Genomic DNA, 21,039 nt, shown 5'->3' with positions numbered 1-21,039 from the left:
GCAAGAATGTTGCGACGCAACGGTGAGCGCGCCGCCGCAGCGCATTCATCACATCAATGCATGCACGCACGGCGTTCCGTATCGCATTTCACTTGGCGGCTCGACAGCCGCTTCGAATGGTGAAGAAACATGTCCGAAAGACCGATCGATCCACACACGCATCACTTCGCGCACTGCCTGCCGTTCAGCGCGCAATTGCTCGGCGCGCACGGCAGCCAGCCGCGCACGCGCTTCCGGTTCTGGGCGCCGTCGTGCGCCAGCGTGCAGGTGGCCATCGAAAACGGTCCCGCCCAGGGGCTGCACGACATGAGCGCGACCGGCAACGGCTGGTTCGAGGCCTGCATCGACAGCGGCGCGGGCACCTTGTACCGCTTCCGGCTCGACGACGGCCAACTGGTCCCCGATCCGGCCTCGCGCTTCCAGCCGCAGGACGTGCACGGCCCGAGCGAAGTGATCGACTCGCGCGCGTACCGCTGGGAACACACCGGCTGGACCGGCCGGCCGTGGGAAGAAACGGTGTTGTACGAGCTGCACGTCGGCGCGCTGGGCGGCTATGCGGGCGTGCAACAGCGTCTGCCGGCGCTCGCCGCGCTCGGCGTGACCGCGATCGAGCTGATGCCGCTGAACGATTTTCCCGGCCGCCACAACTGGGGTTACGACGGCGTACTGCCGTATGCGCCCGACTCCGCGTACGGCCGGCCGGAAGAACTGAAAGCGCTGATCGACGCGGCTCACGGTCTCGGCCTGATGGTGTTTCTCGACGTGGTCTACAACCACTTCGGCCCCGACGGCAATTATCTGCATACCTACGCAAAGAAGTTTTTCCGCGAAGGCAAACCGACCCCGTGGGGACCGGCGATCGATTTCGCGCGCAGCGAAGTCAGCGACTTCTTCACCGACAACGCGGTCTACTGGATCAACGAATATCGTATAGACGGTCTGCGCTTCGACGCGGTCCACGCGATCGACAACCACGAGTGGCTGCGCGAACTGTCCGACCACATCCGCGCGCGCATCCAGCATGGCCGCCACGTGCATCTGGTGCTCGAAAACGAGCACAACAGCGCGAGCCTGCTCGATGCGCATTTCGACGCGCAATGGAACGACGACGCGCACAACACGCTGCACGTGCTGCTGACCGGCGAGACCGAAGGCTATTACCACGCGTATGCGGAGCGGCCGGTCCGCCGCCTCGCGCGCGTGCTCGCGGAAGGCTTCGCGTATCAGGGCGACCCGTCGCCGATTCACGACGGCGCGCCGCGCGGCGAAGCGAGCGGCCATCTGCCGCCCAGCTCGTTCGTGATGTTTCTGCAGAACCACGATCAGATCGGCAATCGCGCAATGGGCGAACGGCTGCGCTCGCTGACTTCCGATGACGCATTGAGAGCGGCGACCGGTTTGCTGCTGCTGTCGCCGCAAATCCCGCTGCTGTTCATGGACGAGGAATACGGCTCGACCCAGCCGTTCCTGTTTTTCACCGACTACGAAGGCGAACTCGCCGACGCGGTACGCGAAGGACGGCGCCGCGAATTCGCGAAGTTCTCCGCGTTCAGCGATGAGAAACGCCGCGCGCAGATTCCCGATCCGAACGACGAGCAGACTTTCGCCGCGTCGTCGCCGCCGGCTGCCGATGTAGCGCCGACACTGGAGCGCCTCGACTGGATGCATTTCTACAAGTCCGCGCTGGCAGTGCGCGCGAAGCTGATTACGCCGCGCCTGAAGCACGGCAAGGCGCTCGGCGCGACCGTGCTGCCTACCGCCGACGGCGCCGACGCGAACGCGCTGATCGCAAGCTGGCGGCTTGGCGACGGCGAGACGCTATCGATCGCGCTGAATCTGTCGAACGACGACGTCGCGTTGAACCACGCGCCGGACGGCAAGGTCATTTTCGAAACGCCGCCGCGCGTGCGCGAGCGGATCGACGCGCAGACGCTGCCGGCCCATAGCTTCGTCGCGTGGCTCACCGGCGACGTCAGCGAATACGCGAGCCGCCACGATGCGCGGCTCGTGTCCCACGAGGAGCAGCGCGCGTGACGACCCGACGCTCAAGTGAAAAACTGCTCGCCCTCGCGACCCGCGCGGGCTTCGAAGTCGAGTGGCAGGACGCGCACCACAACGTGCAGCACGTGCCCGATCAGACGCTCGCGACGCTGCTCGACCGGATGGGCCTGCCGTGCGCGAACGCGACCGAGATTCGCCATAGCGCCAGTGCTCTGGAGGCCGAACTATCGGGCCGCCGGCTGCCGCCGCTGATGACCGCGGTGATCGGGCGCGGGATCGCGCTGCCCGCGGCCGCGGTGAGATCGGGCAGCCACTACCGGATCGAACTCGAAAGCGGCGCGATCATCGATGGGCGCTTTACCGCGCCGAAAGGCGAGGAAGCGCTGCTCGCACCGATCGACGAAGCCGGCTATCACACGCTGGTGATCAACGAACAGCGGATGACGCTCGCGGTCGCGCCGCCGCGCTGCTATACGGTCGCCGATGCGTGGCGCACGCTGCACGATGACAAGGACACCGATGCACCGCCGCTGTGGGGTATCGCCGCGCAGCTATACGGATTGCGACGCGTCGGCGACGGCGGGATCGGCGATTACACCGCGCTCGCGCAACTCGCGGAACTCGGCGCGAAGCGCGGCGCGCACGCGCTCGCGGTCAGCCCCACGCATGCGATGTTCAGCGCGCAGCCGGAACGCTTCAGCCCGTACGCGCCGTCGTCGCGTTTGTGGCTCAACGTCACGCATATCGATCCGGCCGCGGTGTTCGGCGCGGATGCCGCGCGCGCCGCGTTAGCGGCCGCGGATGGCGGCAACGCGTGGGCGCAATACGAAGCGCTGCCGCTGATCGACTACCCGCACGCGACGCCGCTAAAACTGAAGGTATTGCGCGCGCTGTACCAGCAGTTCAATGCGGGCGAACGCGCGCAGCACTCGCCGCACGCGCTCGAATTCCACGGCTTCTGCGAACGCGCGGGCCGCGCGCTCGAAGATCATGCGCGCTTCGAAGCATTGCAGGCCGCGCAGCTCGCGCAAGGCGGCGACGGCCATTGGCGCAACTGGCCCGACGCATTACGCGATCCGCGCAGTCCCGAAGTCGACGCGTTCGCCGCCGCGCAGCGCGACGAAGTCGACTTCTATCTGTTCATGCAGTGGCTCGCCGCGCGCGGGCTGTCGCACGCGCAGAACGCGGCGCGCGAAGCCGGCATGGCGGTCGGCCTGATCGCCGATCTCGCGGTCGGCTGCGACAGCGCCGGCAGCCACGCGTGGTCGTATCCGGACGACATGCTGCAACGCGTATCGGTCGGCGCGCCGCCCGATCTGTTCAACCAGGCCGGCCAGTCGTGGGGCCTCACGACCTTCTCGCCACGCGCGATGCGAACTCAGGGCTTCGCCGCGTTCATCGACATGCTGCGCGCGGCGTTCACGCACGCGGGCGGCATTCGTATCGACCACATTCTCGGCTTGCGGCGGCTGTGGCTCGTGCCCGACGGCGAAAGCGCGCGCAACGGCGCGTATCTGCGTTATCCGCTCGAAGACCTGTTGCGGCTGATAGCGCTGGAATCATGGCGGCATCGCGCGATCGTGATCGGCGAAGATCTGGGTACGGTGCCGCCCGGTTTTCGCGAGCGGCTCGACGAACACGGCATCGATGGCATCCGCGTACTGTGGTTCGAGGGCGCGCCCGACGGCAACGGCTTCAAGGCACCGCGCGAGTGGGATCGCTTCGCGGTCGGCACGACGACCACGCACGATCTGCCGACGGTGGCCGGCTGGTGGCGCGGCAGCGATATCCAGTGGCGCAACCGGATCGGCCAGACGCTGGCGCGCGCGGACGGCCGCGATCCGGAGCAGGTTGCGCTCGAAGAGCGGGCCGAACAACGCGGTCAGTTGTGGCGCGCGTTTCAGCAGGCCGGCGTCGCGGCCCCGCAGGTCGCGCCGCCGTCCGCGGATAACGCGCCGGTCGACGAAGCGCTCGCGTTCGTCGCCGCGACGCCGGGGCCGCTGGTGACGTTCCCGCTCGAAGATCTGCTCGGGCTGGCCGAACAGCCGAACTTGCCGGGTTCGATCGACGAGCATCCGAACTGGCGCCGCCGGATGACGCTGCCGGTCGACGCGATGTTCGACGACGCCGCGTTCAGCGACCGCCTGCTGGCCGTCGAGCGCGCGCGCCGGGCCGTAGCCGCCGCGGATGGCACCGTTGCTTCGTCGTCCTCTTCATCGAAACTTTCTTCGGAGCCTGACACGCCATGACCGTCCCACGCTCCACGCTGCGCCTCCAGTTCCATCGAGGCTTCACGTTCGACGACGCCGCGCGCCGCGTCGAGTATTTCGCCGCGCTCGGCATCAGCCATCTGTACGCATCGCCGGTCACGACCGCCGAGCCCGGTTCGCTGCACGGCTACGACACCGTCGACTACACCCAGGTCAGCGCCGAATGCGGCGGCGAGGCGGGGCTGCAACGCCTCGTCGAAAAACTGCGCGCGCACGGCATGGGGCTGATCGTCGATATCGTGCCGAACCATATGGGTGTCGGCGGTTCGAGCAACGCGTGGTGGCTCGACATTCTCGAATGGGGGCGTCACAGCTCGTACGCGCGCCACTTCGACGTCGACTGGCACTCGCCCGACCCGGCGTTGCGCGGCAAGGTGCTGCTACCGACGCTCGGCGCGCAGTACGGCGACGAACTCGCGGCGGGCCGTATCGCGCTGCGTTTCGCGGCCGACAGCGGGCGCTTCCTGATCGGCTACGGCCCGCATCGGTTTCCGGTCTGCCCGGTTGACTACGCGGCGATCCTGCAAAGCGCGGATCGCGCCGATCTGAGCGCGCTCGCCGCACGCTTCCAGGGGCTGACGACCCAGCCCGCCGATCAGCCGCGCGCCGCCGAGGCACGCGATGCGCTGCGCGAGTTCGTCGCCCGCGAAGGCGAATCGGCGATCGAGTTGGTGCTGGAGACGTACTCGCCCGAGGACCCGGTCACGCGCGACCGGCTGCATCGGCTGCTCGAACGACAGCATTTCCGGCTCGCATCGTGGCGCACCGCATCCGACGAAGTGAACTGGCGGCGCTTCTTCGATATCTCGACACTCGCCGGCGTGCGGGTCGAACGGCCCGAGGTTTTCGAGGCCGTGCATGCGCTGATCTTCCGGCTGTATCGCGACGGCCTCGTCGACGGCTTGCGGATCGATCACATCGACGGCCTCGCCGAGCCGCGCGAATACTGCCAGCGTGTGCGGCAGCGGCTCAGCGAGTTGCGCGAGACCGCGCCGTACGTGGTGGTCGAAAAGATTCTCGGCCGCGGCGAGACATTGCGCGACGACTGGCCCGTCGACGGCACGACCGGCTACGACTTCATGAACGACGTCGGCGCGCTGTTGCACGACCCGGCCGGCGCGCAGCCGCTCGCGCGCACGTGGGCCGAACTGACCGGCCGCAGCGCGCAGTTCGCCGACGAAGCGCTCGCCGCGCGGCGCAAGATACTCGCCGAGAATCTGACCGCGGAACTCGATCGCGCCGCGCGGGCGCTGCATCGGATCGCGCGCGATTCGCTGACTACGCGCGACTTCACGTACCCGACGCTGCGTCGCGTGCTGACCGAGCTGGTCGTGCATTTTCCGGTGTACCGGATGTACCCGCAGAGCGCGGTGCGCAGCGCGGCCGACAACGTCTACTTCGACGTCGCGCTGGCCGGCGCGCGCGCGACGCTGCCGCGCTCCGATCATGCGGCGCTGGAACGTGTGAACGCGTGGCTCGGCGGCAGCGCGGAAGACGCGCCGCCGCCGGCGCGCAGTGGTTCCAGTTCGGCGTCCGCCGCTGCCGCTTCTGGTAGTTCGAGCGGCGCCGCACAACATCAGCAGCAAGGCCAAAACGCCGGTCCGCCATCGCATGCGAACTCCGCGCGCCGCAACGCACAGACGCTGTTCTCGCAACTGAGCGCGCCGCTCGCCGCGAAGGCGATCGAGGACACCGCGTGTTATCGCTATGGCCGGCTGCTGTCGCGCAACGAAGTCGGCGCGGATCCGGGCGAGTTCGCGCTGTCGGTCGAGCAGTTTCACGCGGGCAATCTGGCGCGCGCGCAGCGCTTTCCGCATGCATTGCTGGCGACCGCCACGCACGATCACAAGCGCGGCGAAGACGTGCGCGCGCGGCTCGCGGTGCTCAGCGAACTCGCCGACGACTGGAGCGCGACGCTGCACGCGTGGTCGACGCTGAATGCGCCGCAACGGCGCGCGCTCGACGGCACCCCGGTCGGCAGCGTCAGTCAGGACATGAGCGATGCGTGGGCGCCCGGCCCCGCCGCCGAGGCGATGCTGTATCAGACGCTGGTCGGCTGCTGGCCGCCTGAACTGCGCGCCGACGACGAAGCCGGCGTGAAGGAACTGGCCGAGCGCGTCGCGCAATGGCAGTTGAAGGCGCTGCGCGAAGCGAAGCTGCAGACCAATTGGCTCGCGCCCGACGAAGCGTACGAGGCCGGCTGCCGCGAGTTTTTGTTCGACATCCTCGCGCCGCAGCGGCGCGACGGTTTTCTGAACGAGCTGGCGGCGTTCGTCGCACGCATCGGCCGGGCAGGCGCGCTCAACAGCATGCAACAGACGGTGTTGCGGCTGACCTCGCCAGGGATTCCTGATCTTTATCAGGGCACCGAGTTGTGGGACTTCAGTCTCGTCGATCCGGACAACCGTCGACCGGTCGATTTCGCGCAACGGGAAGCGTGGCTCGCGCCGACGCAAACGCCGCCGTCGGAGTTTCTGGCCGACTGGCGCGACGGACGCGTGAAGCTCGCGATGATTCAACGCCTGCTCGCGTTGCGCACGCATCTGCCGGAGTTGCTGAGTCAGGGCGCGTATCTGCCGCTCGCGGTGCGGGGCAGGCATGCGGCGAACGTGATTGCGTTCGCGCGGCGGCATGGCAATGCGTGGGCGGTGGTGGTCGCGAGCCGGTTGGCTGCGCAGTTGCTGGATGTGGGTGTTGCGGGTGTTGCAGGTGGCGCTGCTTCCAGCGCTCAATCCGATCTGCCGTTAGTCGACCCCGCGCGCTGGGAAGACACCGCCGTCGAAATGCCGGCCGATCTGTCGGCGCGCGCGTTGTTCGACTGGCTCAGCCCGGCCGCGCCGAAAGTCGACGACGGTCTGCTGTATCTGCGCGACGCGCTCACCGTGATGCCGGTGGCGGTGCTGGTGGAGGATGGCGTGCCGAGGAGTTGACGCTGGAGAGCGGCGGCGCGCGGTTCAGCGCCGCGCCGCCCATCAACCGCCAGTCAACCACCCTCGTCGTCGAACAGCTTCGGATACACGCGCACCAGCACGATGCGCGGCCCCTTCATCTTCTTGACCACCACGTCGAAATCCTCGAACTCGATCCGCTGCCCTTCGCTCGGCAGATCGTTGAGCGCCTGGATCACGAGACCGCCGACCGATTCGGCCTGCCCTTCATCGATATCGATCCCGAGCGCGCGTTCCAGCGACACCACCGGCAAGCTGCCCTTGCCCATCAGCGTGCCGTCGTCCATGCGGGTCCAGTCGGCGTCGCCCTGGCGGAACTCGTCGTGGATCTGGCCGACCAGCGCGCCGAGCAGATTGTCGAGCGTCAGGAAGCCGATCGGCTTCGCGTTCTTGTGGCCGACCAGCGCGAAATGCGGCGCGCCCTTGCGAAAGCGCCGGAACAGTTCGAGCGCCGGCATATCGGGCTTCACGTACTGCACCGGGCGCACGTAGTGCGACAGGTCGTCGAGCGTGCTGCCGGCCTGACGCGCGAGCAGCAGATCCTTCAGATGGATCATGCCGGCCACCCGTTCGCCCGATGCATCCTCGAACAGCGGATAGCGGCTGAAGCGATGCCGCGCGACCACCTGCATGTTGTCGCGCAGCGGCAGATCGCGGCGCAGTCCCACCATCTCATGCGACGGCCGCATCAGGTCCGATACCGTCATGCGCGAAAAGTCGAGCGAGTGCGCGATCGTGTTCCATTCGTCCTGGCTGTAAGCGCCGGCCGGCGAGCCGAGTTCGCTCGCGACGTTCGCGCGGCGGCCGCGCAGGATCAGCTTCAGTTCGTCGGTCGAGTAATGCGAGTCGTGGCCGTGATCGGCGTCGAGCCCGGCGGCCTTCAGCACCGCGTTCGCACTCGTGTTGAGCACCCAGATGGCCGGATACATCGCCCAGTAGAACGCGTACAGCGGCATCGCGGCCCACAGCGAAATCTTCTCCGCCTCGCGGATCGCGAGCGACTTCGGCGCGAGTTCGCCGACCACGATATGCAGGAACGAGATGCACGAGAACGCGAAGAACAGCGAGATGCCGTGGATCAGCTGCGCCGATTCGACGCCGATCAGACCGAACAGCGGCGTCAGCAATTGCGCGAACGCCGGTTCGCCGATCCAGCCCAGGCCCAGCGAAGCGAGCGTGATGCCGAGCTGACACGCGGACAGGTAGGCATCGAGCTGGCCGTGGACCTTCGCGAGCAGACGTCCGCGCATGCCGTGCTGGGTCGCGAGGCTGTGCACGCGGGTCTGCCGCAGTTTGACGAGCCCGAATTCGGCGGCGACGAAAAAGCCGTTGAGAGCAACGAGAAACAATGCACCGATAAGGGCGACAACCTGGATCAAAGCGACGGGCTCCGGCGACAAAAGTTGTCAGTATAGAGGCTGAAAGCTGACTGAAACGTTAATCGCGCTTAACTGCTTCGGTCAGCGTTCGCACGACGATGCTCATTTCGGCGCGCTCGCGCTCAGCGGCACGCGCAGCGCGAGCGTGGCCGGCGCGCCATCGCCGGCTTCGCCCGCGTCGCTCTGTTCGAAGCCGCCGCCGTGCGCCTCGGTCACGCGCTTGCACAGCGCGAATACCCACGCAATCCGTTTCGCTTCGCGCGGCTCGCCGGCCTGTTTGCGCGCGAACGCTTCGAGCAGATGCGGCAACGCGGGGTCGTTCAATGCGGCTTCGTTCGGCGTGTAGGTGACACTCGCGTGCCAGGTGCCGGGGTCCGCGCGCGTGCTGAGCACGACCTCGGCGCCCTGCGCGCTTGCTTCGACGGCGAACGTCAGCATCAGCCACAGCGCGGCGGCAAGGCGCTCGCGATCGCCGTTCAGCTGTTCGGTCGCGAGTTGCGAGTCGAGCCGCACTTCGACGCCGCGCGTGCGGGCGAGACCGGCGCGTACTTCCTCGGCGGTTTCGTCGAGCAGCGGATGTAGCGGAAACGGCTCACAGACGAGCGCGAGCGTTTTGGTTTCGGCGCGCGTCGCATCGACGATCGTCTCGAGCAGCTTCACCTGCTGATCGACACCGCTGCGGATGCCGGTGATCGCGCGTTGCGAGTTGGGATCGTTCGCATCGAGCTTGCGTTCGAGCACGTAGGCCCAGCTATGGATCGCATTGAGCGGACCGCGCAGGTCGTGCGATACCAGCGACAACACATGATCACGCATGAACAACGCGGTTTCGGCGCGCAGATGCGCGCTGCGTTCGGAGATGGCGAAGCCGGCAGGTGCCGGCTGTGCGCCCGCAGTGCCGGTTGAAGACGTTGTCACGATCGAGCCCTCTCAGGCAGTGCTGGGTGATGGAAGGAAGCCTCATTATAGGCATCTGCTCCGGGCCGGCCAGTCCGGCCCGGCGGTCGAGCGCGACGCAATCCGCGTGCCACGGCGCAACCCCGCGATGCGATGTCAACGCGCATACAAACACGCCTACAATGTCGGTTTTACGTTTTAACTAGAGGAGCGACGCATGTCGACTGTGACGACCGAATCCGGCCTGAAATATGAAGACCTCGTGGAAGGCACCGGCGCCGAGGCTGTGGCCGGCAAGACCGTGACCGTGCACTACACGGGCTGGCTGACCGACGGCCAGAAGTTCGATTCGAGCAAGGACCGCAACGACCCGTTCGCGTTCGTGCTCGGCGGCGGCATGGTGATCAAGGGCTGGGACGAAGGCGTGCAAGGGATGAAGGTCGGCGGCACGCGCAAGCTGACGATCCCGCCGCAACTCGGCTACGGCGTGCGCGGCGCGGGCGGCGTGATTCCGCCGAATGCGACGCTCGTGTTCGAAGTCGAACTGCTCGAAGTCTGAGTTTGTTCGTCTCGAGGTTCTTCGTTTTTACCCAGCTGTTTTCATGAGCCACGCCGCCGTCACCGCCCCTAACGTCTCGCTGCGCTGCTACGGCGCGGTCGAGGCGTCGGACGTGCACGACTTTCATCAGGTCGTGCTGGGGCTCGACGGCGCGATGGTGATGGCGGTGGACGGCGTCGCGCAGCAGATCGACGCCGGCTCCGCGTGGCTGATTCCGGCCGGCGCGCGGCATGATTACGCGGGCGTCGGTACCAACCGGCAGCTGGTGCTCGATCTGCCGGCCGCGTCGCTGGCGGTGCCGGAGCGGCTGTTCGAGCGCGCCCGGGCCGTGAGTGTCGATGCTTCGCTCGCGCAGCTCGTGCACCGGATCGCCGCCCATGCGACCGGCGGCGAGCAACCCGCGGCCGGCGACAACCGCCGTTTTCACTGGGACGCCGCGGCCCGTCTCGGCGCCGCGCTGGTCGCCGATACCGGCGCGCTTGCCGGCACCCAGGCCGCACGCGGCAGCCTCGATTTCGCGCGTATCGACCGTTGGCTGCGCGCGCATCTGTCCGAGCCGCTACGGATCGCCGACCTCGCCGCGCATTGCGGCTTCGGCATGCGGCGCTTTCACCAGTTATTCATCGATGCGTTCGGCGAAACGCCGCATCGTTATTTGCAGCGGCTGCGGCTCGATACGTCGCTCACGCTGCTCGCGGACCCGCGTCGGTCATTGACCGACATCGCGCTCGATATTGGTTTCGGCGATCAGAGCGCTTATACGCACGCGTTCACGCGGCGGTTCGGGCTGGCGCCCGGGCAGTGGCGGGCGTTGCGGCATTGAACGTGCCGCCCTGCCTTCTCAGCCTTGCAGACCGCGTTGCAAATCCGCGCGGATATCTCCCACGTTTTCCAGTCCCACCGCTAGCCGGATCAGACCTTCTGTAATCCCCGCCGCCGCGCGTGCTTCCGGCGTGATACGGCCGTGCGTGGTGGTCGCGGGGTGAGTAATCGTGGTGCGCGTGTCGCCGAGATTGCCGGTGATCGAGCAGACCCTCGTACCGTCGATCACGCGCCATGCGTTCGCGCGCATCTGCTCGGGCGTGTCGCCTTTCAGTTCGAACGACAGAATCGCGCCGCCCGACTTCTGCTGACGCATCGCCAGCGCATGCTGCGGATGCGATTCGAGCCCCGGATAGAACACCCGCCCGACGGCCGGGTGCGCTTCGAGCCAACGGGCAATTTCCAGCGCATTCGCCGACTGCTTTTCGACCCGCAGCGACAGCGTTTCGAGCCCCTTCAGCAGCACCCACGCATTGAACGCGGACAGCGTCGGCCCGGCGCTGCGCACGAACGGAAACACCTGTTCCATGATGATTTTCTTCGAGCCGACCAGCGCGCCACCGAGCACGCGGCCCTGGCCGTCGAGGAACTTGGTCGCCGAATGCATGACGATGTCCGCGCCGAGCTTCAGCGGCTGCTGCAATGCCGGGCTACAGAAGCAGTTGTCGACCACGAACAGCGCGTTCGCCGCCCTGGCGATCCGGCTTATCGCTTCGATGTCCGAAACCTCGGTCAGCGGGTTCGACGGCGTCTCCAGAAAGAACATCTTCGTCTCCGGACGCACCGCGCGTTGCCACGCGTCCAGATCGGACGGATCGACGAACGTGGTGGTGATCCCGAAGCGGCTGAAGATCTGCGAGAACATCCCGAGCGTCGAGCCGAACAGTGCCCGCGAGCTGACCAGATGGTCGCCGGCCTGCAACGTCGACATCACGACCGACATGATCGCGGCCATCCCCGACGCGGTCGCGATGCAGGCCTCGCCGCCTTCGAGCGCGGCCAGCCGGTCCTGGAACATCGCGACCGTCGGGTTCGAGAAGCGCGAGTAGGTGAAATAGTCTTCGGAGTTTTTGAAGCGCTCGGCGGCTTCGGCGGCGCTCGCGAACACGAAGCTCGAAGTCAGGAAAATAGCTTCGGAGTGCTCGTTGAAGTCGCTGCGCGCGGTGCCGGCGCGGACGGCCAAGGTGTCGAAGTCGAAGTTCGGGAAGTCGTCCATGCTGGTCCTCGTTACCACCGGGGTTCGGCTGCCGCTTGCAGCGACGCATGACGACGCGCGGCGCGCGACAGCAACAAAAAAGCCCGCGTCTGCATCGGCAGAAGCGGGCTTCGGGTGCGCGGAGCTAACGCTCGCGTCGAGCTACGCGTCAGCCCACCGACAGTTGCAGATGCAGCTGCGAACGGGCCGGGCCGCCGTCGAGCGCTTCGCTCGCGGCGTCGCGATCCGACTGCGACGATGGCGCCAGACGCGCGCTTTCGATGCGGTCGAGGTACTCGGTCGTGATGTCGCCGGTCACGTAGTTGCCGTCGAAGCACGACGCCTCGAACTCCTTGAGTGCCGGGTTGATGTCGCGAACCGCCTGCTTCAGCGCATCGACGTCCTGGTAGACGAGGTGATCCGCGCCGATCATGCGCGCGACTTCATCGTCCGAGCGGCCGTGCGCAACCAGTTCGCCGCGCGTCGGCATGTCGATACCGTAGACGTTCGGGAATTTCACCGGCGGCGCCGCCGACGCGAAAATCACCTTGTTCGCGCCCGCATCGCGCGCCATCTGCACGATTTCGTGCGAGGTGGTGCCGCGCACGATCGAGTCGTCGACGATCAGCACGTTCTTGCCCTTGAACTCGATGTTCATCGCGTTCAGCTTCTGGCGCACCGACTTCTTGCGCACCGCCTGGCCCGGCATGATGAAGGTGCGGCCCACGTAGCGGTTCTTGAAGAAGCCCTCGCGATACTCGACGCCGAGCTTCTTCGCGACCTGCATCGCGGCCGGGCGCGACGAATCGGGAATCGGCATCACGACGTCGATCGCGACGTCCGGCAGTTCACGGCGGACCTTCTCGGCGAGGTAGTCGCCCATGCGCAGACGCACGTTGTAGACCGGCACGCCGTCGAGCACCGAGTCCGGACGCGCCAGATACACGAGTTCGAAAATGCACGGGTTCAGGCTCGGCGTGGTCGCGCACTGCTGCGAATGCAACTGGCCTTCCGCGTCGATGAAGATCGCTTCGCCCGGCAGCACGTCGCGCACGAATTCGAAACCGATACCTTCGATCGCCACCGATTCCGACGCCACCATCCACTCGACGCCGTCAGCCGTTTCCTGCTTGCCGAGGCACAGCGGGCGGATGCCGAACGGGTCGCGCACCGCGAGCATCCCGTAGCCGGCGATCAGCGCGACGATCGCGTACGAGCCGCGCACCCGGCGATGCACGCCCGACACCGCCTTGAACAGCGCCGACGGATCGAGTTGCAGGCCCGAGCTCGACAGTTGCAGCTCGTGCGCGAACACGTTGAGCAGCACTTCGGTGTCGGAGTTGGTGTTCACATGGCGACGATCGATGCGGAACATCTCGTCTTTCAGCTGCTGCCAGTTGGTCAGGTTGCCGTTGTGCGCGAGGATGATGCCGAACGGCGCGTTCACGTAGAACGGCTGGGCTTCCTCTTCGCTCGACGCCGAACCGGCGGTCGGGTAACGGACCTGGCCGATGCCGCTGGTGCCCGGCAGGCTGCGCATGTTGCGCGTGCGGAACACGTCGCGCACCATGCCGTTGGCCTTGTGCATGTGGAAATTGCTGCCGTTCGCGGTCGCGATGCCGGCGGCGTCCTGACCGCGGTGCTGCAGCAGCAGCAGGCTGTCATAGATCAGCTGGTTGACCGGAGAGTGGGAAACTACGCCTACGATGCCGCACATGGCATGTCCTTCAAAGGTACGAAATACGTGATGGCAACCGCTGCCTGGACCGCGGCCGCGCTGTGAGGCGACGGCACGCGTTACGACGTCAAGGCAACCGGTGTGCGCCGGAGTCCTGTTGTTGCGCATTGCTCTGGGCGCCCGGGTCGTCCACATGGACGTAAGCGGCGAGCGCCTCGGGTAGCAATGGTTTCATTGCGCGTACGCCTTCGACCGCATAGGGCCGCAGCAGCGCGTTGCGCCAGAATTCCTCTTTGGGCAGTTCGGTCAAGCCTCCAAGGGCGACCAGAATCAGCACCAGAACGACCCCGCGTACGAGGCCGAACATCAAACCGAGCGAGCGGTCCGCGCCGCCGAGGCCCGTGACCTGCACGAGGCGCGACAGCAGCGCGCTCACCACGCTTGCGACCAGCACCACCCCGATCACCACCAGCGAAAACGCGATCAACCACTGGGTCAACGCGCCGCCCGGCCAGGTGGACGGGATATAAGGGACCACGTAGCCTACGAACTCGCAGGCCAGCAAAAACGCCGCGATCCAGCCGATCAAACCGAATACTTCCGACAGCAACCCGCGCCACGCGCCGCGCAACGCCGATAAACCGATCACCGCCATTACAGCGTAGTCGAAGGCAGTGAACATCGCTGACTTACTGTGCGCCGCTGCCGTTCGAACCCGCCATCAGGCCGGCCCCGCGGACCTTCGCGATCGCTTCGGTGGCCGCCGCGCGGTCAGCGAACGGGCCGGCGCGCAGCAGCGTCAGCGTCGAGCCGTCGGCCTGCTTACGATGTTCGGTATATGCGGGTACACCCGCCGCTTTCAACTTGGTAACCCAGTTGCGTGCGTTCGCCTCGTTGGCGAACGCGCCGAGCTGCACCGCGAACCGGCTGCCCGGCGGCGAAGCCGGCGTGCCGGAGTTAGCGTCCGCGCTGGCGGTGGGCGAATTGGTGTCGTCGTCCGAAGAGGTTGCGGCGGCGGGGGGTTTGGTTTGCTTCGCAGGCGCCGCGGGTGCGGTGTTCGCGGCGAGCGCCTGGGTCTGCGGCTTCGCGGCGGGCTTCGGCGCGGCGGCCGTGGCCGGCGCGGTGGCGGCGGTCGAATTCGTGGCCTGTTTCGCGGGGCTTGCCGGAGCGGCTTGGGTCGCTTGAGCTGATTGGGCCGTCTGGCCCGCTTGCGTTGCCGGCGCCGGCTTGGCGGCGGAGGCCGCGGCGGTTGCCGTGGTTGCAGGCGCGAGGCTCGATGCGGCGAGGCCCGCGTCGGCGGCCGGCGGATTGTCCGGCGCGACGCCAGCCTGCACGTCTTCGTTGGCGCGAGATTTGGCGAGCTTGGACGCGGGGCGGCTGGGGATGTCGATCGAGATGTCGTCGGTGACGGGCTTCGGGTGCGAGTCCAGCACCATCGGCAGGATGATCACCGCGGCGGCGACCAGCGCGATCGCGCCGACCAACCGGCGCCGCGCGCGCTGCTTTTCCGGCAACGTGGGGTCGAGCAACATCGCATCGGCGTCGACCGGACGCTCGGTGCGGCGGGTGCGCCGCTCGACGCGCTCACCCCGGGCGGCCCGACTGGAACTGGTGTTTGCGCCGCGCCGGCTGGGCGCGTCGTCTTTCTTGCCGAACGAGAAAATTCCCATGAATCGCTTGGTTCGAGCCTGATGCCCGCTCAGTGTTGCTGCGATTTCCGGTAGGCCATCACGCCTGCTACCGTATAGAAACTGCCGAAAACGATAATTCTATCATTCTCTGACGCACGTTTTAGCGCGTCCTGGAAAGCCTGTGCGGGTGTTTCGTAACGCGTGATGCTGCTGTCCGCGCTGTCTTCCACGCCCAATTCGCGCAGCGTGGTTTCGAGCTCCTGCGCCGACGCGGCGCGCGGGGTCGGCAGATCGGTCACGCACCAGTGATCGATCTCGCCTTTCAGATGATTGAGCACGCCGGCGATGTCCTTGTCGCGCATCGCGCCGAACACCGCGTAGGTGTACGGGAAGAAGCCCATGTTGCCGAGGTTCTGGCCGAGCACCGCGGCCGCGTGCGGATTGTGGCCGACGTCGAGCACGATCGCCGGCTTGCCCGGCAGCACCTGGAAGCGGCCCGGCAGATCGACGTTGGCGATGCCGAGCCGGATGTCCTGTGCCGACACCGGCAGACGGTCGCGCAGCGCTTCGAGCGCCGCCAATGCCGCCGACGTGTTAATCAGCTGATTCGCGCCGCGCAGCGACGGATACGCGAGCGCCGAACGGCGCATCGTCGGGCCGACGTAGCTCCACTGCTGACGTTCGCTGCCGGCCTGCCCTTCGTAACGGAAGTCGCGGCCAAACAGCCACAACTCGGCGCCAACTTTTTCCGCGTGATCGATCAGCGATTGCGGCGGCACCGGATCCGAGCAGATCGCCGGTTTGCCCGGACGGAAAATGCCGGCTTTTTCGAAGCCGATCTTTTCGCGGGTATCGCCGAGATAGTCGGTGTGATCGAGGTCGATGCTGGTGACGATCGCGCAGTCGGTATCGAGAATATTGACCGCGTCGAGACGGCCGCCGAGGCCCACTTCGAAAATCACCGCGTCGAGGCCACGCGATGCGAACAGGCTCATGATCGCGAGCGTCGTGAATTCGAAGTAGGTCAGCGAGACCGGTTCGGCGAGGCTCTGGCGCGCGGCTTCGACGGCTTCGAAGTGCGGCAGCAGATCGGCATCGCTGGCCATCGCGCCATTGATGCGCGCGCGCTCGTTGAACGACAGCAGATGCGGCGACGTATGGCAGCCGACCGTGTAGCCCGCGCGCAGCAGAATCGCTTCCATGATCGCGCAGGTCGAACCCTTGCCGTTGGTGCCGCCGACCGTGATGATCGGGCACGCGAACGACAGTTGCATCGCGTCGCGGACTTTGGAGATGCGCCCCAAACCCATGTCGATGCCGACCGGATGCGCGGATTCAAGGTGCGTGAGCCACGCGTCGAGGGTGGGGAATGTCGTCATCGGGTGAATCTTGAGTGAATCGCGGTGGTGCGCGGGTGGTTCTGGGTACGGGCTGCAAATGGCGGGCGGCCACAGGCTTTCAGCATAGGCGGCCGCACAGAGTTTATGCGCACAAACCCGCCAGTGCAGCCGCCCTCGCTTCGGGTCCGAAGCGCCGCCACATCGTTTGCGAGCGTGATTATCCCGGAAATGACAGCGCGCCGCTTGATTGCTCACGCGGCGCGCTGCTTTTAACTGTTCTTCCCGGCGGTCACCGCGGGTCTATCGCGATGCCCCACCGTTTGCGTAGAAGACGATGCCGTCCGGCTTTACGCGACGGCGTCCGCCGGTTGATGGCTCAACAGCGCCAGCAATTGCGCGATTTCTTCGCGCAGCTTGCGGCGGTCGACGATCATGTCGATCGCGCCCTTCTGCAGCAGGAACTCGGCACGCTGGAAGCCTTCCGGCAGCTTCTCGCGCACGGTCTGCTCGATCACGCGCGGGCCGGCAAAACCGATCAGCGCCTTCGGCTCGGCGATCACGACGTCGCCGAGGAACGCGAAACTCGCGGACACCCCGCCCATCGTCGGGTCGGTCAGCACGGAGATGAACGGCAGCTTGGCTTCGGACAGCTTCGTCAGCATCGCGGTGGTTTTCGCCATCTGCATCAGCGACAGCAGGCTTTCCTGCATCCGCGCGCCGCCCGAGGAGGTCACGCAGATAAACGGCACCTTCTGTTCGAGCGCGTTCTGCGCGCCGCGCGCGAAACGCTCGCCGACCACCGAACCCATCGAACCGCCCATAAACGAGAACTCGAAGTTCGCGACCACCACCGGCAGCGTGTGGATCGCACCGCCCATCACGACCATTGCGTCGGTTTCGTCGGTATCGTCCATCGCCTCTTTCAGGCGCTCGGGATATTTGCGGCTGTCCTTGAACTTCAGCGCGTCGACCGGGACGATTTCCTGGCCGATTTCGTAGCGGCCTTCCGGATCGAGCAGGCTGTCGAGCCGCTCACGCGCGCCGATGCGCATGTGATGATCGCACTTCGGGCAAACATGCAGATTGGCCTCGACGTCGTTGCGATACAGCACCGCTTCGCACGACGGGCACTTGATCCACAGGCCTTCCGGAATCCCCTTGCGGTTCTTCGGGTCGGTTTGTTTGATTTTCGGCGGCAGCAGCTTATCGAGCCAGCTCATAGGGAATCCTTCTGGGTCAGCGATCGCGCGAACGGCGGGACTAGCCCGCCGCTCACGTTACCGCGACAAAAATAACTGTTATCGGGCAGTCGCGACGCTATCGAGCGCTTCGCGCACTTCGGCGACGAAGCGTTGCAGCGTCTGGGCAGCGACATCGGGCGCTGCCTGTTCGAGCAACTGGACGATACGGCTGCCGATCACGACGGCGTCGGCCACACCGGCCACCGCACGCGCCGTTTGCGCGTCGCGGATGCCGAAACCGACGCCCACCGGCAGGGGGACGCGCGACTTGATGGCCGGGATTTTACTCGCGATGCTGGAAACGTCCAGATTTGCCGCGCCGGTGACCCCTTTCAGCGACACATAGTAGACATAACCGCTGGCGATCCGGCCGACTTCGGCGATGCGCTCGTCGGTCGACGTCGGCGCCAGCAGGAAGATCGGATCGATACCGGCAGATTGCATCTGTTGCGCGAAGTTAGCAGCTTCTTCCGGCGGGTAATCGACCACCAGCACGCCGTCGACGCCGGCTTCTTTCGCTGCCTGCGCGAAGGCGTCGGCGCCCATCCGCTCGATCGGATTCGCGTAGCCCATCAGCACGACGGGCGTCTTGTCGTCGGTTTCGCGGAAGCGTTTGACGTCGGCCAGCACGTGACGCAGCGACACGCCGCGCGCCAGCGCGCGTTCGGACGACTGCTGGATCACCGGGCCGTCGGCCATCGGATCGGAAAACGGCACACCGAGTTCGATCACATCCGCGCCGCCGGCGGCGAGCGCGTGCATGAATTCGACCGTGCGCGCCGGATCGGGGTCGCCGGCCGTCATGAACGGGATCAAGCCTTTCTTACCCTGGGCGGACAGCGCGGCAAACGTGTTCTTGATACGGGACATGGAAATATTCTCGAATGGGGGCTATTGCGTTCAGTCCACGGCAAATTGCCGCCCGTTGGCGGCAATTTGCACGCTTTACTGCACTTCGGTCGACGGTTGCACTTTCGGCTTGGCCCGGCTTCGACGTGGTGCAGCGGGAGTCGCGGCGGCGCTCACGCGCTCGCGCGCTATCGCGCAATAACTTTCGTTGATCTCATAGCCGACGAATTCGCGCTGATGACGGACGCAAGCGACTGCGGTGGTGCCGCTGCCCATGAACGGGTCGAGCACGCGCCCGCCCTTCGGACAACTGGACAACACCATCCGCTCGACGATTTCCAGAGGCTTCTGGGTCGGGTGCGCGACGCGTTCGGCGTGCTGCCGATGCAATCGCGAGATCGACCAGACGTCCTTCGGGTTATAGCCGATCTCCAACCACTTGCTTCCTTCGAACAACTTACGCGAACGCGCCTTCTTCGTGGCTGCATCGTATGGGATGCGGACGGGATCGAGATCGAAGAAATAGTCCTTCGCCACCGCGAAAAAACCGATGTTGTCGTGCACCGACGTAAAGCGGCGGGTGGTGCCGCCCATACTCGGCACGCGCCGGTCCCAGATGATCTCGTTGATCATCACGAGCTTGGTCTTCAGGAAGCTGAAGATTTCCGGCGCGTACTGCCAGGTGCAGAAGATGTACAGCGAACCCGAAGGCTTGAGCTTCGGGATTGCCAGCTCGAGCCAACCGCGGGTCCAGACGAGAAATTCCTCGCCGGTCCGCATGTCGGAATCGTTGCCGTAATCCTTGCCCAAGCCGTACGGCGGATCGCACACGATCAGATCGATCGAGCCGTCGGGAATGTTCGCTGTATCGGTCAGAAAATCGCGGTTCAACAGCTGGATGCCGGCCGGCACCTGCGCCAGTAATGGCGCGGGTGCCGCGGCCGCCGCTACCTCGGCGGCCGGATTCGTAGTTTCAAGCGCCGGCTGCGGCTGGTCGAACTCGTCACGCATCGTCGTGGCTCAGAACTGAATGCCCGATCGCTCCGCGACCGTATGCATATCCTTGTCGCCACGGCCCGACAGGTTGACCAGCAGGACCTTGTCCTTTGCCAGGGTGGGAGCGAGCTTCGTCGCGTAAGCGAGCGCGTGGCTCGACTCCAGCGCGGGGATGATGCCCTCGATCCGGCAGCAGTCGTGGAATGCTTTCAGCGCTTCTTCGTCGGTGATGCCAACGTATTGCGCGCGATTGCTGTCCTTTAGCCACGCATGCTCGGGACCGACACCCGGATAGTCGAGGCCGGCCGACACCGAATGCGTCTCGATGATCTGACCGTTTTCGTCCTGCAGCAGGTATGTGCGGTTGCCGTGCAGCACGCCCGGGCTGCCGCCGATCAGCGACGCCGCATGGCGACCGGTCTCAATACCATCGCCAGCCGCTTCGACACCGATCAACTGCACCGAAGTGTCTTCGATATACGGGTAAAAGATCCCCATCGCGTTCGATCCACCACCGACGCACGCAATCACCGCGTCCGGCTGGCGGCCAGCGAGTTCGGGCATCTGCACCTTGCATTCGTCGCCGATCACGCGCTGGAAGTCGCGCACCATCATCGGATACGGGTGCGGACCGGCTACGGTACCGATGATGTAGAAGGTGTTTTCGACGTTGGTGACCCAGTCGCGCATCGCTTCATTGAGCGCGTCCTTCAGCGTTCGCGAGCCCGATTCGACCGGCACGACGGTCGCGCCGAGCAGCTTCATCCGATAGACGTTGGCGGCCTGGCGGCGCACGTCTTCGGCGCCCATGTAGACCACGCATTCCATCCCGAAGCGCGCGGCGATCGTCGCGGTCGCGACGCCGTGCTGGCCGGCGCCGGTTTCCGCGATCACGCGCGGCTTGCCCATACGCTTGGCGAGCAATGCCTGGCCAATCACGTTATTGATCTTGTGCGCACCGGTGTGATTCAGGTCTTCGCGCTTCAGATAAATCTGCGCGCCGCCGAGCAATTCGCTCCAGCGCTGTGCGTGATAAATCGGCGAAGGACGACCCACGAAATACTTCAGCTCGCGCTCGTATTCGGCGACGAAGTCCGGGTCTTTCTGATATTTCTCGTAGGACTCGCGCAGCTCGGTGAGCGCGGAGAACAGCGTTTCAGCGACGAACACGCCGCCAAACTGGCCGAAGTGGCCTCTTTCGTCAGGCAAGTTATACATGGTGATCACTCTTCT

Annotated in this window: 16 protein-coding genes; 5 read left to right on the top strand and 11 right to left on the bottom strand. The window is 65.9% G+C overall.

The features are described from left to right. Positions 1-129 precede the first annotated feature (129 nt). Genes treZ through treY form a run of 3 tightly spaced genes read left to right on the top strand, consistent with a single transcriptional unit; the run spans position 130 to position 7,201 of the window. The gene (gene treZ / locus BTH42_RS30455; protein ID WP_075304897.1) at positions 130-2,034 is read left to right on the top strand and encodes a malto-oligosyltrehalose trehalohydrolase; all 1,905 of its coding nucleotides are present in this window, start codon (positions 130-132) and stop codon (positions 2,032-2,034) included. Beyond that, complete coding sequence (gene malQ / locus BTH42_RS30450) at positions 2,031-4,250, top strand: 4-alpha-glucanotransferase (RefSeq protein WP_075304896.1); 2,220 nt, start codon at positions 2,031-2,033, stop codon at positions 4,248-4,250. The genes treZ and malQ overlap by 4 nt, the downstream gene beginning before the upstream one ends. After that, the gene (gene treY / locus BTH42_RS30445) at positions 4,247-7,201 is read left to right on the top strand and encodes a malto-oligosyltrehalose synthase (RefSeq protein ID WP_075304895.1); all 2,955 of its coding nucleotides are present in this window, start codon (positions 4,247-4,249) and stop codon (positions 7,199-7,201) included. The genes malQ and treY overlap by 4 nt, the downstream gene beginning before the upstream one ends. A 53-nt stretch (positions 7,202-7,254) precedes the next feature. On the opposite strand, the gene BTH42_RS30440 is transcribed toward treY, so the two are convergent. Then, positions 7,255-8,598, bottom strand: a complete 1,344-nt coding sequence (locus BTH42_RS30440; protein ID WP_075304894.1) for a hemolysin family protein — start codon at positions 8,596-8,598, stop codon at positions 7,255-7,257. Positions 8,599-8,700: 102 nt separating this feature from the next. Next, positions 8,701-9,516 (bottom strand): sensor histidine kinase KdpD, encoded by an 816-nt coding sequence (locus tag BTH42_RS30435; protein WP_075304893.1) that lies wholly within the window; start codon positions 9,514-9,516, stop codon positions 8,701-8,703. Positions 9,517-9,712: 196 nt separating this feature from the next. On the opposite strand from BTH42_RS30435, the gene BTH42_RS30430 reads away from it, so the two are divergent. Further along, the gene (locus tag BTH42_RS30430) at positions 9,713-10,054 is read left to right on the top strand and encodes an FKBP-type peptidyl-prolyl cis-trans isomerase (RefSeq protein ID WP_075304892.1); all 342 of its coding nucleotides are present in this window, start codon (positions 9,713-9,715) and stop codon (positions 10,052-10,054) included. 43 nt (positions 10,055-10,097) lie between these two features. Continuing rightward, entirely contained in the window at positions 10,098-10,877 is a 780-nt protein-coding gene (locus BTH42_RS30425) for an AraC family transcriptional regulator (RefSeq protein ID WP_075304891.1), read from the top strand. A gap of 18 nt (positions 10,878-10,895) precedes the next feature. Here the strand turns inward: BTH42_RS30425 and BTH42_RS30420 are convergent, their stop codons facing one another. The 9 genes from BTH42_RS30420 to trpB form a co-directional block, all read right to left on the bottom strand. Further along, positions 10,896-12,092 (bottom strand): O-succinylhomoserine sulfhydrylase, encoded by a 1,197-nt coding sequence (locus BTH42_RS30420; protein ID WP_075304890.1) that lies wholly within the window; start codon positions 12,090-12,092, stop codon positions 10,896-10,898. A gap of 148 nt (positions 12,093-12,240) precedes the next feature. Continuing rightward, positions 12,241-13,788, bottom strand: coding sequence for an amidophosphoribosyltransferase (gene purF / locus BTH42_RS30415; RefSeq protein ID WP_075304889.1), 1,548 nt, complete (start codon positions 13,786-13,788; stop codon positions 12,241-12,243). A gap of 88 nt (positions 13,789-13,876) precedes the next feature. Beyond that, the gene (locus BTH42_RS30410; protein WP_075304888.1) at positions 13,877-14,431 is read right to left on the bottom strand and encodes a CvpA family protein; all 555 of its coding nucleotides are present in this window, start codon (positions 14,429-14,431) and stop codon (positions 13,877-13,879) included. Between the two features lie 7 nt (positions 14,432-14,438). Further along, complete coding sequence (locus tag BTH42_RS30405; protein WP_075304887.1) at positions 14,439-15,419, bottom strand: SPOR domain-containing protein; 981 nt, start codon at positions 15,417-15,419, stop codon at positions 14,439-14,441. 29 nt (positions 15,420-15,448) lie between these two features. After that, complete coding sequence (gene folC / locus BTH42_RS30400) at positions 15,449-16,759, bottom strand: bifunctional tetrahydrofolate synthase/dihydrofolate synthase (protein WP_075304886.1); 1,311 nt, start codon at positions 16,757-16,759, stop codon at positions 15,449-15,451. A 308-nt stretch (positions 16,760-17,067) separates the two neighbouring features. Further along, entirely contained in the window at positions 17,068-17,940 is an 873-nt protein-coding gene (accD, locus tag BTH42_RS30395; protein ID WP_075304885.1) for an acetyl-CoA carboxylase, carboxyltransferase subunit beta, read from the bottom strand. Positions 17,941-18,018: 78 nt separating this feature from the next. Continuing rightward, positions 18,019-18,831 (bottom strand): tryptophan synthase subunit alpha, encoded by an 813-nt coding sequence (gene trpA, locus BTH42_RS30390; RefSeq protein WP_075304884.1) that lies wholly within the window; start codon positions 18,829-18,831, stop codon positions 18,019-18,021. Positions 18,832-18,906: 75 nt separating this feature from the next. After that, positions 18,907-19,821, bottom strand: coding sequence for a site-specific DNA-methyltransferase (locus tag BTH42_RS30385; RefSeq protein WP_075304883.1), 915 nt, complete (start codon positions 19,819-19,821; stop codon positions 18,907-18,909). 9 nt (positions 19,822-19,830) lie between these two features. Then, positions 19,831-21,024, bottom strand: coding sequence for a tryptophan synthase subunit beta (gene trpB / locus BTH42_RS30380; RefSeq protein WP_075304882.1), 1,194 nt, complete (start codon positions 21,022-21,024; stop codon positions 19,831-19,833). Positions 21,025-21,039: the final 15 nt, after the last annotated feature.

The organism is Burkholderia sp. SRS-W-2-2016, from assembly GCF_001931485.1.
Taxonomy (GTDB): domain Bacteria; phylum Pseudomonadota; class Gammaproteobacteria; order Burkholderiales; family Burkholderiaceae; genus Paraburkholderia.
This window is presented reverse-complemented; position numbering and strand designations above follow the sequence as displayed.

Bases quoted from the DNA above. Each gene is read 5' to 3' on its own strand.
- treZ (WP_075304897.1), top strand. From the start codon at position 130: ATGTCCGAAAGACCGATCGATCCACACACGCATCACTTCGCGCACTGC.
- treY (WP_075304895.1), top strand. From the start codon at position 4,247: ATGACCGTCCCACGCTCCACGCTGCGCCTCCAGTTCCATCGAGGCTTC.
- BTH42_RS30430 (WP_075304892.1), top strand. From the start codon at position 9,713: ATGTCGACTGTGACGACCGAATCCGGCCTGAAATATGAAGACCTCGTG.
- BTH42_RS30425 (WP_075304891.1), top strand. From the start codon at position 10,098: ATGAGCCACGCCGCCGTCACCGCCCCTAACGTCTCGCTGCGCTGCTAC.
- BTH42_RS30420 (WP_075304890.1), bottom strand. From the start codon at position 12,092: ATGGACGACTTCCCGAACTTCGACTTCGACACCTTGGCCGTCCGCGCC.
- purF (WP_075304889.1), bottom strand. From the start codon at position 13,788: ATGTGCGGCATCGTAGGCGTAGTTTCCCACTCTCCGGTCAACCAGCTG.
- BTH42_RS30410 (WP_075304888.1), bottom strand. From the start codon at position 14,431: ATGTTCACTGCCTTCGACTACGCTGTAATGGCGGTGATCGGTTTATCG.
- BTH42_RS30405 (WP_075304887.1), bottom strand. From the start codon at position 15,419: ATGGGAATTTTCTCGTTCGGCAAGAAAGACGACGCGCCCAGCCGGCGC.
- folC (WP_075304886.1), bottom strand. From the start codon at position 16,759: ATGACGACATTCCCCACCCTCGACGCGTGGCTCACGCACCTTGAATCC.
- accD (WP_075304885.1), bottom strand. From the start codon at position 17,940: ATGAGCTGGCTCGATAAGCTGCTGCCGCCGAAAATCAAACAAACCGAC.
- trpA (WP_075304884.1), bottom strand. From the start codon at position 18,831: ATGTCCCGTATCAAGAACACGTTTGCCGCGCTGTCCGCCCAGGGTAAG.
- BTH42_RS30385 (WP_075304883.1), bottom strand. From the start codon at position 19,821: ATGCGTGACGAGTTCGACCAGCCGCAGCCGGCGCTTGAAACTACGAAT.
- trpB (WP_075304882.1), bottom strand. From the start codon at position 21,024: ATGTATAACTTGCCTGACGAAAGAGGCCACTTCGGCCAGTTTGGCGGC.